The 14,278-nt window shown below is 64.6% G+C and carries 11 protein-coding genes; 3 read left to right on the top strand and 8 right to left on the bottom strand.

The genetic code is table 11. From position 1 onward, the window contains the following. Positions 1–35: 35 nt before the first annotated feature. Together XH91_RS19325 and XH91_RS19320 are read right to left on the bottom strand one after the other, a co-directional pair. A complete protein-coding gene (locus XH91_RS19325; protein ID WP_206733503.1) occupies positions 36–1,400 on the bottom strand; it encodes a M23 family metallopeptidase in 1,365 nt (454 codons plus the stop codon). Between the two features lie 111 nt (positions 1,401–1,511). Further along, on the bottom strand, positions 1,512–2,213 hold the full coding sequence (locus XH91_RS19320) for a redoxin domain-containing protein (protein ID WP_128952038.1): 702 nt from the start codon (positions 2,211–2,213) through the stop codon (positions 1,512–1,514). 204 nt (positions 2,214–2,417) lie between these two features. Here XH91_RS19320 and XH91_RS19315 point away from each other — a divergent pair, with 204 nt between their 5' ends. Beyond that, complete coding sequence (locus tag XH91_RS19315) at positions 2,418–6,230, top strand: YhdP family protein (protein ID WP_164933823.1); 3,813 nt, start codon at positions 2,418–2,420, stop codon at positions 6,228–6,230. A gap of 262 nt (positions 6,231–6,492) precedes the next feature. Here the strand turns inward: XH91_RS19315 and XH91_RS19310 are convergent, their stop codons facing one another. The 3 genes from XH91_RS19310 to tyrS all read right to left on the bottom strand — a co-directional run bounded on the left by XH91_RS19310 (position 6,493) and on the right by tyrS (position 9,725). Continuing rightward, a complete protein-coding gene (locus tag XH91_RS19310; protein WP_128952036.1) occupies positions 6,493–6,939 on the bottom strand; it encodes a DoxX family protein in 447 nt (148 codons plus the stop codon). 219 nt (positions 6,940–7,158) lie between these two features. Next, a complete protein-coding gene (locus tag XH91_RS19305) occupies positions 7,159–8,415 on the bottom strand; it encodes an MFS transporter (RefSeq protein WP_128952035.1) in 1,257 nt (418 codons plus the stop codon). A 56-nt stretch (positions 8,416–8,471) separates the two neighbouring features. Further along, positions 8,472–9,725, bottom strand: a complete 1,254-nt coding sequence (gene tyrS, locus XH91_RS19300; RefSeq protein ID WP_128952034.1) for a tyrosine--tRNA ligase — start codon at positions 9,723–9,725, stop codon at positions 8,472–8,474. Positions 9,726–9,890: 165 nt separating this feature from the next. Between tyrS and XH91_RS19295 the strand changes: the two genes are divergently transcribed. Continuing rightward, the gene (locus XH91_RS19295) at positions 9,891–10,994 is read left to right on the top strand and encodes an anhydro-N-acetylmuramic acid kinase (protein ID WP_128952033.1); all 1,104 of its coding nucleotides are present in this window, start codon (positions 9,891–9,893) and stop codon (positions 10,992–10,994) included. 110 nt (positions 10,995–11,104) lie between these two features. After that, positions 11,105–11,782 carry a glutathione S-transferase family protein gene (locus XH91_RS19290; protein WP_128952032.1) on the top strand — a complete coding sequence of 226 codons (678 nt, stop codon included), beginning with the start codon at positions 11,105–11,107 and terminating at the stop codon, positions 11,780–11,782. Positions 11,783–11,791: 9 nt separating this feature from the next. On the opposite strand, the gene XH91_RS19285 is transcribed toward XH91_RS19290, so the two are convergent. The 3 genes from XH91_RS19285 to XH91_RS19275 all read right to left on the bottom strand — a co-directional run bounded on the left by XH91_RS19285 (position 11,792) and on the right by XH91_RS19275 (position 14,267). After that, on the bottom strand, positions 11,792–12,304 hold the full coding sequence (locus XH91_RS19285) for a DUF1697 domain-containing protein (RefSeq protein ID WP_128952031.1): 513 nt from the start codon (positions 12,302–12,304) through the stop codon (positions 11,792–11,794). Between the two features lie 13 nt (positions 12,305–12,317). Beyond that, positions 12,318–12,965 carry an alpha/beta hydrolase gene (locus tag XH91_RS19280; protein ID WP_008143006.1) on the bottom strand — a complete coding sequence of 216 codons (648 nt, stop codon included), beginning with the start codon at positions 12,963–12,965 and terminating at the stop codon, positions 12,318–12,320. Positions 12,966–13,316: 351 nt separating this feature from the next. Next, entirely contained in the window at positions 13,317–14,267 is a 951-nt protein-coding gene (locus tag XH91_RS19275; RefSeq protein ID WP_128952030.1) for a LytTR family DNA-binding domain-containing protein, read from the bottom strand. Positions 14,268–14,278: the final 11 nt, after the last annotated feature.

Genomic DNA, 14,278 nt, shown 5'->3' with positions numbered 1-14,278 from the left:
TCAGGGGCGGCGGCGGACGCCGCTCAGCGCGGCGCCTAGCCTGCGCTGAGCCGCACGCCGGCGCGCAAAAACTTCTGCGGGTCGACGGCTTCTCCGTCGATGCGGGTCTCGTAGTGCAGATGCGGACCGGTCGAACGTCCGGTCGAGCCGACGAGGCCGATGACCTGGCCGATCTTCACGATCTCGCCGACCTTGACGTTGATCTCGGAGAGATGGCCGTAGCGAGTCGACAGCCCGTTGCCGTGATCGACCTCGACCATGCGGCCGTAACCACCGGACCAGCCGGCCGAGACCACCCTGCCGTTGGCGGTGACGCGTGCGGGATCGCCGGTCGCGGCACGGAAGTCGAGACCGGTGTGCATCGCCGGCCGGCCGAGGAAGGGATCGCTGCGCACGCCGAAGCCGGAGGTGAACTCGACTTCGCCGACGACGGGCTTGCGATAGGGCACCTGCGCCAGCGTGCGGTTGAGCCGGTCCATTTCGGCGCGCGTGACGTTGATGCGATAGAGCTGCTTTTCGAACGGGCCTGCATTGGCCGTGAGCTTCACCGGCACGAACGGGCCGCCCATGGGGGCGCGTGGCGCCGCGGCCTCGAGGCTGGCGAGGTTCAGGCCGAGGTCGCTGACGACGCCACGCATCCGCCGCATCCGCGAATCCATGCCTTCCTCGACGGCGCTCAGCGCGGCGACCTGGCGGCGCTCGACCTGGTCGAGCGAGTTCGTGAGCCGGGCCAGGACATTGTCAAAGCCCTGGTTCTTGGCGAATTGATTGACTGGCGGAGCGATCACGGCCGGGGCGCGGGATTCGAGCCGTGCCTCACGGTCGGGCGGCGCCACGAAGATTACGGTGTCGCTGATCGGCGACGGTTTTGGCGTGCCCTGGGTCGTCTGGTTCGCCTCGCCACGCTGCGGCGCCGCGCGCGGGATCGATCCGGTCACGTCGGGCATGGCGCCGAGCGCCGTGGCCCGGGACTCCAGCGCCGTCTGGCGCTTCATGATCTGGTCGAGCTTCTGGTCGAACTGTTCCTGGTCGAGCAACTGCCTGCTGGTGGTGCGGTCGACCTTGGCGCGCAGCTCGGCGATGCGGTCCTCGTAGGCGTATTGCATCTCGGCTTGGCGGGCGATCAGCCGGGTCAGGACGTCGTCGCGAAAGGCGAAATAGGTCGCGGTCGCTGCCGACCAGAGCCCGAGCAGAACGATGGTGCCGACCACGATCCAGAACACCACGGGCCCGAGCCGGACCTGCTTGCCATGATGCACGATGGTGTAGGCGTCGTCGGTATCGGGGAGGGGAATAGCGGCTGCTGCCGCTGCAGCGGCGGGACGGCGAAGGAATGGCCGTCCGCGGTCGTGGGGGTGATGCTGGGGGTACTGCGAATATTGGGCAGAACTTTTCGACATCGGCACTCCCGCGCCGGTCGGAACGGTTCCTTGCGGCTTAATTGCCGCAGCAATCTGGGCCGGTCATGGTTAATTTTCCGGAAACGGGAACGCTCGATTTTAACGGGCTGGTTAAAGACTCCTTGCCGCTGCCAGCACCTCGTCGGCATGGCCGTCGACGCGGACATTGCGCCAGATCCTGGCGATCTTGCCGTCGCTTCCGATCAGCACCGTAGTGCGAAGAATGCCGAGGAAGGTCTTGCCATACATGGATTTTTCACCCCACGCGCCATAGGCCTGAAGCATCTCATGGTGTTCATCGGAGACCAGGGGAACGCCAAGGCCATGCTTGTCGCGAAACTTCTCCTGGGCCTTTAACGGATCGGCCGAAATGCCCAGCACGGCGGTGCCAGCGGCTGTGAAGTCGCCCCTGAGCCGCGTGAAGTCGATCGCCTCGCGGGTGCAGCCCGGCGTGTCGGCGCGGGGATAGAAGAACAGGACCAGCTTCCGGCCGGCATAGTCCGACAGGGTAACGGTATCGCCGCCGTCGCGGGGCAGGCGGAACGCGGGCGCGTTCTGGCCCGCGGCCAAAGCAGTTTTGGCGCCGGCCGCCGCGAGAGCGGGCTTGGTGGCCTTTTCAGAAGATTTTAACCGTTTCGATGCGGCCTTATGCGATGTTGGTTTTGCGCCCGTCTTGGTTGATTTGCCTGCCGATGCCGGCTGTGTTTTCGCGCTGCGTGTTTGAGTCGTTGCCCGCGTTTTCCCGGGCTTCTTTTTAGCGGTCAGACTACCGGAGGGCGCTTTGGACGATTTCTTTCGGGATTTCTTGGACATACGCCTTCCTTTCGTCGCTTTCGGCGGGTCAACCAAAGCGGTATTGCAGCTCTCTTCCGGTGTGCCGGATTCGCGCCCTCGGCTGGGCAATTTTGGCGGCGACGGAGTATGGTTACAAGGAATTCCACGCACCACCCCACTGCTCGTTGAACGCGCTCCCGGGGCGAAATGACGAACAGCAGGAACATCAGAGGTATGGCGGCAATGCCGGGGCGGGGAGCGTCTATACCCGTCGATGGCTGCGGTCCCGGCGGCGCTCAGACTTACGACGGGCGCCTGTATCGAGAGGCAATGGCAAGGAATACGTCGCCCCAAGATCACATCCAGGATCACAATCGGGACTTCGATCGACATGCCGGCCATCACGAGCCGGAATGGGACGGGGCCGACTGGGATCAGGACCAGGAAGAGGAGGCGGGCCACCGCGCACGCCGCCTTTTGTCGCGTTCCACCTCGCGCTTCCGCGTCGGTGTTGGCTTCTCAGTCGTTCGGCGCGCGCTGCCGAGCGGTCGCTGGCTGCGGCGGATGGCCTTTGTCGTCGGCACCTTGATCGTCATCTTCGTCGGTTGCTTTGGCGCGCTATGGTGGCGCCTTGGCGCAGGTCCGATCAATCTCGACATGGCGACGCCCTGGCTCGCCGCCGCCATCGAGGACAATATCGGTCACGGCAACACCGTGGAGGTCGGCGGCACCCAGATCGAGCGCGCGGGACGCATCAGGATCGCGGTGCGTATCCGAGACATCATCGTTCGTGACCATGACCATGCCATCGTCGCCAGTGCGCCGAAGGCCGAGGTGAGACTGTCGGGGGCGGCTCTTCTCACCGGTCGCCTGCGCGCCGAAAGCCTCAACCTCGTCGATGCCGAACTGGCCATCCGGATCGCGCCCGACGGCACCGTCACCGTCTCCGCCGGCGACACGGCGAAGCCGCTCGCAACCGGCGTCGCCTCCAAGAAGGAGGCGGGGCTGCCGCCGACATTCCCGCGTAACGGCGTGCCGCCGCCGCCTTTCGGGATGGCGCCCGCAACGCCGGACGCATCCCAGACTGCGCCTCAACCGGCCGCGCAGAGCGGCATTCTTCAGGGGCTCGACTGGCTCGACAGCCTGAGCATGACCGGCCTCGACGGCCAGAACCTCAACGAGATCGGTCTCAAGAACGGCAATCTGATCGTCGACGACCAGCAGCGCGGCAGCAAATGGACGTTTGAGAACATCACGCTCAGCCTGCGCCGGCCAAGCCAGGGCGGCGTCGCGCTCAGTCTCGGCGAGGAGGGCGCGCACCCGTGGTCGCTGCGCGCCACGATCGGACCGAGCGAGAATGGGGTACGTTCGGTCGATATCCGCGCCGACAAGCTCTCGACCTCGAACATCCTGCTCGCGCTTCGCGTCAAGGACCTGACCTATACGGCCGACCTGCCGCTTACCGGCGAGCTGAAAGGCGAGCTCGGTCGCGACGGCGTGCCGACGTTCTTCCGCGGCAAGGTTACGATCGGCGCGGGCAACATCATCGACACCGACACGCCCGACTATCCGATGGCGATCGACTCGGCCGAGATCAACATCGAATGGGATGCCAATCGGCGGGTGCTGGTCGCGCCGTTCAAGATCATTTCGGGCGCCAACCGTCTGACGCTGCTGGCCCATCTCGAGCCGCCCAACGGCACCGTGAACGACTGGCAGCTCGGCTTCAGCGGAGGTTCGATCCTGCTCGGCGGCATCGACAACGAGCCGCCGCTCGTCTTCAACCGCATCGCGATCGGCTTCCGTTTCGACACCGACCACAAGCGCATGCTGCTGACGCAGGCCGATATCAGCAACGGCGAGATCGGCGTCGCCGGCACCGGTGCGATCGACTATTCCGGCGAGCCGCGCCTGACGCTTGGCTTTGCGGGAACGCCGATGTCGGCCTCCGCCCTGAAGCGGATGTGGCCAACGCTGGTGGTGCCGGAGTTGCGCCAGTGGGTGATCGAGCGGATCGAGCGCGGCACGCTTCAGCGCATCGAGGTCGGCGTCAACTCGCCGACCCGCAACCTTCCGCGCAAGGGCCCGCCAATTCCCGATGACGGCCTGTCGGTCAACATTGTGGCGAGCGGCGTCGCGGTACGCCCTGTGGACGGCATGCCTGTGGTGCACGACGCCGACCTCAAGGCCCATGTGACGGGGCGCACGGCCACCGTGAACATCGCCCAGGGCATTGCCGACACGCCGGCGGGCCGCAAGATCACGATCTCCGACTTCACCTTCGAGGTGCCGGACATGGCGCCAAAGCCGTCGCCCTCGCGCACGCGCTTCCGCGTCGATGGTCCGGTGCCGGCCGCCGCCGAAATGCTGTCCAATGATCGGCTCAGTGATCTGTCGTCGACCGTCGTCGATCCCAACACCAGCAAGGGCACCTTCACGGCGAACATCCAGCTCGGCCTGCCGGTCAAGGGCGAGCTGACCAAGGCGGACACCGTCTACGCGGTCACCGCCGATCTCAACGGTTTCAGTGCCGAAAAGCTGGTGATGAACCAGAAGCTCGAGGCCAACAATCTCAAGATCGTCGCCAACAACCAGGGCTACCAGGTCAAGGGCGACGTCAAGATCAACGGGCAGGCGGCCTCGCTCGACTATCGCAAGGCGAGCGATGGCGACGCCGACGTCAAGCTGCAGACGACGCTGGATGACGCCGGCCGCGCCCGCCTCGGCTTCGACCTCAGTCCCGCCGTCAGCGGCTCGGTGCCGATCAAGGTGTCCGGCAAGATTGCCGGCGGCCCCGACCAGACGACCAAGCTCGGCATCGAGGCTGACCTCACCTCGGTCAAGCTCGACAACATCCTTCCCGGCTGGGTCAAGCTGCCCGGCAAGGCGAGCAAGGCCACGTTCAAAGTGGTCCCGACGGCGCAATCGACGCGGCTCGAGGACATCGTCATCGAAGGCGGCGGCGCCTCCATCAAGGGTTCGCTGGAAGTCGACCCGAACGGCGACCTGATGAACGCGAACTTCCCGGTCTACTCGCCGTCGGATGGTGACAAGACGTCGTTGAAGGTCGAGCGCGGTCAGGACGGCGTGGTCAGGGGCACGATGCGCGGCGACGTGTTCGACGGCCGCGGCTTCCTGAAGTCGGCGATCTCAGGCAATTCGAAGGACGACAGCAAGAGCAAGCTCAAGAACGTCGATTTCGACATCGACGTGAAGCTTGGCACGGTCGCCGGATTCAACGGCGAGACGATGCGCAGCGTCGACGCCAAGATGTCGAAGCGCGCCGGGGTGATCAAGGCGTTTACGCTGAGTGGCAGGATCGGCCAAAACACCCCGGTGGCAGCCGATCTGCGCGGCGGGCGCGCGCAAGGCAGCCGCGAGGTGATCTATCTCCAGACCAATGATGCGGGATCGCTGCTGAAGTTCACCGACACCTATACCAAGGCGGTTGGCGGCCAGCTGGTGGTGGCGATGGAGCCGCCCGCCGCCGATGCGTCGGCGCCCAGGGAAGGTCTCGTCAACGTGCGCGATTTCACGGTGAAGGGCGAGGCGCAGCTCGAGCGCGTGGCCGCTGGCGCGCCGAACGGCACGCCGGGCGGCACTGGCGTCTCGTTCAGCGCCTTGCGTGCCGAGTTCACCCGCCAGAACGGCGTGCTCACCATCCGCGATGGTGTCGTCAAGGGTCCGATGATCGGTGCCACGATCGAAGGCTCGATCGACTATCCCGGCAATCAGGTCTGCATGAGCGGCACGTTCGTGCCCGCCTATGGGCTCAACAACATCCCGGCGCAGATTCCGTTCTTTGGTCTCATCCTCGGCGGTGGCAGCAATGAAGGACTGATCGGGGTCACCTATGAGGTCGTCGGTACGCCAGACAAGCCGTCGATGCGCGTCAACCCCATTTCGGCGATGATGCCCGGCATGTTCCGCAAGATCTTCGAGTTCAACACCGGCAAGCAACAAAGCGCTGGTATCGACGAGCTACCCTCGTCGCAATCCGACAGCCCGACGGGAACGGCAAGGCCGCTGCCGGGCGGCTGCAGCGCCCGGCGTTAGCGGAAGGCTTGTGTTGGCGGGAGGGCTTGCGGCGTCCAGCGATCGGGAGCGCCGGGCGGCCCATTTTTCCGGGAGCAAGACGATCTCAAGCCTTGGTGGCGATCGAGCTGGGTTGGACGAGCGATGAACCGATTCGTTCATCGCATGATCATGTCCGTGCTGCTCGTGGCGGCGCTCGTTCTGATCTGGAACGTGCTGGGCTCACGCTGAGCCGGCACCGAGCCAACGCCAGCGCCGGTCTTGCCGGTCGATTGCGCTCGCGTCAGCGCCGCGCGAAGGCGCCGCCGGTCGCCTCGCTCTCCTTGCCCATCAGCGCATCGACGCTGATCGCACCGCCGCCGGCGGCCGCGAGGTAGAGGCAAGCGAAGCAGAACAGGATCGCCGCAGTACCGCCGTTGAGCAGCGGCAGGAACACCGCCGGGCCTTCCTTCGAGATGTGGAAGACGTGACCGAGGAAATAGGCGAAGGCCATTTCGCCGGAGAGGATAAAGGCCGAGAGGCGGGTGAACAGTCCGATCATCAGCGTCGCGCCGAGCACGAGCTCGATCAGACCGGCCGTCCAGATCAGTGGCGGCGGATTTGCGAACACGGCCACCTGCGGAATGTGGAACAGCTTGGTCATGCCGTACTGAAACAGCAGCAGCCCGGTGACGAAGCGAAACACGCTCAAGAGAACGGGTTGATAGCGAGAGAGATAGGGAAAGTTCATTGGCTTGTGCCCTCCATCCATGCTGCGACTAGGACCGCATTCGGTTCCACCCTGCAAGCTGCGCCAGGTCAATTCGCGCTGACATTTTTGTCATGTCGGACAAAACACCGCAGGCTGTAATTTCAGCCACACGTTGTCAGCATTTTTTTAACGTCTACGCGCCGTGTCCGCCCGTAGTTCCCCGGTAACGCGAATGATGTCAGGTTACCTCTGGGAGACCTAGCGCCGCAAGGCCGGAACAACCAGAAATGGAATCATGCCGAGCACGACGCTCGCAAGTGCGAACGCCAGCAGCGCGTTGTAGCCGTGGGTGGCATCGTGGATCAGACCGCCGCTCCAGGAGCCGAAGGCCGAACCGAGCCCGCTGCCGATCGAGATCGTGCCGTAGATGGTGCCGACCCGCTTACCCCGGAAAATCTTCATCGCGGTTGCCGTGATCAAGGGGCCGCGCGAGCCCATCATGCTGCCGAAGCAGACCACGAAGCCGGTGAGCAGGATGACATCGGGATGATATTGAAGCAGCCAGAGCAGGACGATACCGAGGATCGAGATCGCGTAGCTGAGCAATACCGACGGCCGCCGTCCGATCAGCCCGTCGAGCGCGGAGACGCCGATCATGCCGAACACCAGCACGACACCCGAAAAGCCCCAGGCGGTCGCGGCCTGCAACGGCGGGAAGCCGGCGTCGATCAGATAAGCCACGATCTGCGCGGCGATGCTGTACATGCCGACCGCGGTGAAGAAGAAGGTCGAGAACAGCGCCCAGAACGCGTGATGACGCATCGCGCTGACAAGCGTCCAGCCGTTGTCGATGAAATCGGGATCGGTCCTCTTGGTGACGTAAGGCGAGCCGGCCGCGAATGCGCGCCAGGGCAGCAGCATCAGCGGAATCAGCAGGGCGAGCGCGGCGAAGCCGTAGATCCGGTAGGTCTCGCGCCAGCCGAGATGATCGATCAGGAGTTGCGAGGCGGGCAGCAGCGCCAGCACGCCCCCGCCCATCGCGGAATAGACCACCGCCATCGCGGTCGGCAGGCGCGGCCCGAACCAGCGGCCGAGCAGGATCGAGTTCGGCACATTGCCGATGAAGGCGACGCCAATGCCGACGCAGAGCCCGATCGAAAGCTGGAATTGCCAGAGCGATTGCGCGTGGCCTGCGATCAGGAAGGCCGAGCCGAGCAGCAACAGGCCGAGCGCGTAGACGATGCGCGGTCCGGAGTGATCGAACAGGCGGCCGACCAGTGGCGCGGTCAGTCCGCTGATCAGCCAGGTCAGCGAGTAGATCGAGACCACTTGCCCGCGGTCCCAGCCGAAATTTTCGGAGATCGGCTTGAGGAAGACGGTGAAACTCTCGCTCAGGCCGCGGCCAAGCACGGCGAGCGTGAAGCACAGCGCGAGCACGACGAGCGCGGTGCGCACCGCGCCTTGCCGCGTGCTTTCGTGTTCCCTGGTCGCTTCCTCGGGGGTCTTCTGATCCATTGCCTGTCAGGGAGCGCGCATCCGCGCGCCCTGACAAGCATCAAAAGCTCATACGCCTATGCAGGCTTGATGAGGATGTGCTTCTTCTTGCCGAAGGACAGCTTGATCACGCCTTCAGGCGTCAGGCTGGCGGGCGTAAGGACCATGTTTTCGTCGGTGACAACGGCATCATTCACACGGAGACCCCCGCCCTTGACCTGCCGGCGAGCCTCACCCTTTGAGGCTACCAAGCCGGCCAAGATATAGGCCTCTAACACGCTCACACCGCCTTCGAGTGTTGCGAGAGGAACGTGTGCCGTGGGGAGCGATTGCGCGAGTGCGCCTTCCTCGAACGTGCGGCGCGCAGTTTCAGCCGCCTCATCGGCGGCGTCGCGGCCGTGCAGCAGCGCGGTCGCTTCCGTTGCGAGCACCTTCTTGGCCTCGTTGATCTCGGAGCCGCCGAGCGCCTCGAGCTTTTTGATCTCGGCGATCGGCAGCGTCGTGAACAGCTTCAGGAACTTGCCGACGTCGGCATCCTCGGTGTTGCGCCAGTACTGCCAGAAATCATACGGCGAGAACTGGTCGGCGTTGAGCCACACGGCGCCCTGCGCGGTCTTGCCCATCTTGGCGCCCGATGCGGTGGTCAGCAGCGGCGTCGTCAGAGCGTACAGCTGATGCGTGCCCATGCGGCGGCCGAGATCGACGCCCATGATGATGTTGCCCCACTGGTCCGAGCCGCCCATCTGCAGATGACAACCGGTGCGCTTGGCGAGCTCGACGAAATCATAGGCCTGGCAGACCATGTAGTTGAACTCGATGAAGCTCATCTCGTGCTCGCGCTCGAGGCGCAGGCGCACGGAGTCCATGGTCAGCATGCGGTTGACCGAGAAGTGGCGGCCGACGTCGCGCAGCATCTCGATCCAGTTCAGCTTGGTCAGCCACTCCGCATTGTCGAGCATGATGGCGTCGCTCTTGCCGTCGCCGTATTTGAGCACCTTTGCGAACACGCCGCGGATCGATTCCTTGTTGGCCTCGATCTCGGCAATGGTGCGGATCGCGCGCGTCTCGTCCTTGCCGGAGGGATCGCCGACCATGGTGGTCCCGCCGCCCATCAGCGTGATCGGCTTGTTGCCGGACTGCTGCAGCCAGTGCAGCATCATCATGGTCAGGTAGTTGCCGATGTGCAGCGAACGGGCGGTGCAATCGTAGCCGACATAGGCGGTCGCTTCGCCCTTGGCGGCGAGCGCGTCCAGCCCCTCGAAATCGGAGCACTGGTGGATGAATCCACGTTCCTGAAGCGTGTTGAGGAAATCCGATTTAAATGCGGTCATCTGTCGGCGTGCCTGACAATTCTTGGTTTACTGTTTTGGGAGCAATTTAAGGGTCTTGCCTGGGAACTCGATTGCTGCCCGCCACTTGGCGCTGTGGCATTATAAGATGTGTCCCTCTGGCACAAGATCGGCATGCCGGAGGGGATGTTTGAGGACGCTGATCCCATGATGTTGACGGCACTCGGTTTGATGAGCGGCACCTCGCTTGACGGGGTGGACGTCGCGCTGATCGAAACCGATGGACGGCAGGTGAGGGCGTTCGGACCGTCCGGCTATCGGCCCTACAGCCCGGCCGAGCGCAATCTGCTGCGCCAGGCGCTGAGCGAGGCGGCGAACCTCCCGCAACGCGATGCCCGGCCGGGCATTCTGCCCCAGGCCGAGCGGGTGGTGACTCGCGCCCATGCCGAGGCGGTCGCCGCCTTCGTCGCCCAGAACCGGATGAGGCCTGAGGACATCGACATCGTCGGCTTCCACGGCCAGACCGTGCTGCACCGCCCCGAGCGACGGCTGACGGTGCAGATCGGCGATGCGCCGGCGCTGGCCAAGGCCATCCATATCCCCGTGATGCACGACTTCCGTGCCGCCGATGTCGAGGCCGGCGGGCAGGGGGCGCCGCTTGTCCCCGTCTACCACCGGGCGCTGGCGCAATCGCTGGACCGCGAGGGGCCGATCGTCGTGGTCAATATCGGCGGCGTCTCCAACATCACCTATATCGATGGCAACGACACGCTGATCGCCTGCGACACCGGGCCCGGCAATGCGCTGCTCGACGATTTCATGTATCGCACCATGAACCAGGCGTTCGATGCGGAAGGCAAATTCGCAGCGCTCGGCACGGCAGATGAAGCCTGGATCGCGCGAGCTCTGGAGCTGCCGTTCTTTGCAAGCCCGCCGCCGAAATCGCTCGACCGCAACGATTTCGCCGCGTTGAAGCTCGGCGATGTGCTGCCTGCCGATGGTGCCGCGACACTCACCGCCTTCACCGCGGCCGCGATCGCGCGCGTCATTTCGCTGCTGCCGCGGCGGCCGCAAAGCTGGATCGTCTGCGGCGGCGGCGCGCGCAACCTCACCATGCTGCGCATGCTCAGGGAGCGGGTCGGAACGGCCACCGTCGAGGCCGCCGAGACGCTGGGCTGGGCCTCCGACGCCATCGAGGCGCAGGCCTTCGGCTTCCTCGCCGCGCGCGGCCTGAAGGGCCTGCCGTTGTCTTATCCAGCCACCACGGGTGTGCCGATGCCGATGACGGGCGGGGTAATCGCGCGGCCCTGATCGCCGCGGCGCCACGTCGCGGATGGTTGATGCAAGTGCATTGATCTTGACATGTTAATGCAACTGCATCTATATTGGATGCAGTTGCATCTAACCGTCGGGATTGCCCCATGACCGCTTCACTGAAACTGATCAGCCACAAGCTTTGCCCCTATGTGCAGCGCGCGGTAATCGCGCTGAAGGAGAAGGGCGTGCCGTTCGAGCGGATCGATATCGATCTCGCCAACAAGCCCGATTGGTTTCTGAAGATATCGCCGCTTGGCAAGGTGCCGGTGCTGGTGGTGACGACCGACAACGGCGAGGTCGCGCTGTTCGAGAGCAACGTGATCTGCGAGTATATCGAGGAGACGCAAGGCGGCGCGAAGCTGCATCCGACGGATGCGTTGAGGCGCGCCGGGCACCGCGCCTGGATGGAGTTCGGCTCTGCGATCCTCGGCGATCTCTGGGGCCTGGAGACGACGACAGATCCCACGATTTTCGAAAGCAAGCGCCAGGCGCTCGCCGCAAAATTCGCGCGTGTCGAGGTCGCGCTCGGAGCCGGGCCGTTCTTCGCGGGCAACGCGTTCAGCCTGGTCGACGCGGTGTTCGCGCCGGTCTTCCGCTATTTCGACCTGTTCGACGAACTGACCGAACACGGCATCTTTCGCGACGTGCCGAAGGTGAGGGCGTGGCGGACCGAGCTTGCGCAGCGTCCGAGCGTGCGAGCTGCGGTCGGCGCGGATTATCAGCAATTGCTGCGCGCCTTCCTCGTTCGCCACGATGCGCATCTGCTCAAGCTCGCCGCCTGAGCGTCGGCCTCAGAGCTCCGCGGCCATCTTTGCCAGCGTCGCGATGGTGTTCATGTTGCGCGCGGTGCCGGCCTTGGCGGCGGGGATCGCGAGCTTCGACGTTCCCATGCCGTCGCCGTAATGCGCGTAGATCTCGCGGCGGCCGAGCTTGACCTCTTCGTCCTTCTGACCGCGAATTCCGGCGAGCGTGTCCGCGGGCGGCGCCTTGTCGAGGAAGATCGCGACCGTGCGGTTGGGCGCCATTTTGGCAAACGGATTGGCGGCCAGAACCTCCGCCATTTCAGGCGCGCTGCGCACGAGCACACCGATCGGCGCGCCGGCATAGGCGTGCAAGCGTTTTTCCAGCGCAGCCTTGACGGCGGATTCCGATTTGCGGCTGGTGAAGACCACATTGCCGCTGGCGATGTAGGTGCGCACGGCGCCAAAACCGAGCTCTTCGCACATCGCCTTGAGCTCGGTCATCGGCAGCTTGCCGGTGCCGCCGACATTGACCGCGCGCAGCGGGGCTACGAACGCCGTCATGTCATTCTTACCCTTACCGCACGTTGGCGAGACGCATGTCGAGATAGGCCGTGATGGTTTCCATCAGCGGCTCGAGCTTGGCGTCGAAGAAGTGGTTGGCGCCAGGGATGACCTGCTGGTCGATCACGATTCCCTTCTGCGTCTTCAGCTTCTCGACCAGCGTGTTGACGTCCTTGGGCGGCACCACCGCGTCCTTCTCGCCATGCACGATCAGCCCAGAGGACGGGCAGGGCGCGAGGAACGAGAAATCGTAGAGATTGGCGGGCGGCGCGATCGAGATGAAACCCTCGACCTCGGGACGGCGCATCAAGAGCTGCATGCCGATCCAGGCACCGAAGGAGAAGCCGGCGACCCAGCACGCGCGGGCCTCAGGATTGATGGTCTGCGCCCAGTCCAGCGCTGCCGCCGCATCCGACAATTCGCCGGTGCCATGATCGAACGAGCCCTGGCTGCGGCCGACGCCGCGGAAGTTGAAGCGCAGCACGGAGAAGCCGCGATGCGCAAAGGCGTAGTAGCACTGGTACACGATCTGATGGTTCATCGTGCCGTGAAACTGCGGGTGCGGATGCAGGATCATCGCGATCGGCGCGTTCTTCTGCTTGGCCGGATGATAACGGCCTTCGAGACGGCCAGCAGGGCCGGCAAAAATGACTTCAGGCATCGATGATCTCTGGATTGATTTGCGGGAGAGGTGACCCTTGGCAATCAACCGATTGTGGCCTCATCGGCGGGATGCCGACGAAAGCACGAATGGAAGGATGAGAAGGCGGGCGCCTCGCGGTGATGCGCAGACGGCGCACGGTGACTTGACGGTGCGGGTTCTAACATAGGCAGCGGGGCAAAAAGCAAGCATCTTCGACATCTGCCAATCGGCTCAAGACCTTAGCCGGCCATGGCAGTGTGGCGGCGGGCATGGCTGGATCGCGCAGCGTGACCGCCGAGGCGGGTGTTGAGGCGGCAACCGATTGGAATCACGATCGTTTATCGTTTGTTGGGCGATCCAATGGGCGATTCACTCGGGCGCGCCGCGGCCTCCGAGCGAGGCGACGGCGGGCCGGTAGCGGCGGCTGCCGCCAAGCGTCTTGCCGTTGTCGAAGGTGAGCTCGAAGTCGCCTGACGGCTTGAAGTCTACGCCGCTGACGCGGTCGAGATTGGCCAGCCGGGTGCGGTGAACGCGCACGATGGCGAAACGGGCGAGCTCGCTCTCGGTCGCGGCAAGCGTGCCCCTGATCAGGTGCTGCGTGCCGTTGGCAAGGCTGTATTCGATGTAATTGCCGGCGGAGGCGACCCACAGGATGTCGCGCGGCGCGACGCGAATCCGGCTGGTGCCGTCCCGGAGCCAGATCAGATTCGGGGACGCTTGCTCCAGCGAAGCGGCCGGATTGGATTGGGCTTCCTGCGCGGCCTTGCGCAACTCGCGGCGGCTGTCGAGCAGCCAGAGCGTCGCCCCGATCAGCAATGCGGTCACGGCGTCCTTGCGGAACTCGTAGAGGATCGATGCCAGCGAGAAATGGAAATCGTAAGTGCTGCCCGCGAGCCAGAGCATGAGCTTTCGTAGGCTGACCATGCCGGCGATGTGGAGGGCCGAGAAGGCGAGCAGGGCGACTACAGCGATTCCGATCCGGGTCGCGAGAGATGCAGTTCCCCGCATGCGCTGGACGGAGAGCATCAGGATCGGCACCAGCGCCAGAATGACGATGATGCTCGACATCTCCCAGAACAGGCGCCGGCCGATATCGGCGCTGTCGCCGCGCCAGGCAGCATCCTGTGCGCCGGAGAGGGCGTTGACGACGCCGATGGTGAAGGCGATGGCGGCGATCGCAGCGAACGTCGTCCAGTCGCCACTGATCCCGCGGCGCCAACCGCTCGTCCCTGGGGACGACGCCTCGTCCCCTCGCGTTCGGTTCTGATCCCAAACCGCCTCGACGCGCTCTGTTTCGGGCGCATTTTGGCCGTCAGCCATGGCCCCAAAAC

The organism is Bradyrhizobium guangzhouense (genome assembly GCF_004114955.1).
Taxonomy (GTDB): Bacteria; Pseudomonadota; Alphaproteobacteria; order Rhizobiales; family Xanthobacteraceae; genus Bradyrhizobium; species Bradyrhizobium guangzhouense.
Note: the sequence above shows the minus strand (reverse complement) of the source record. Positions and strands in the feature narration are given on the sequence as shown.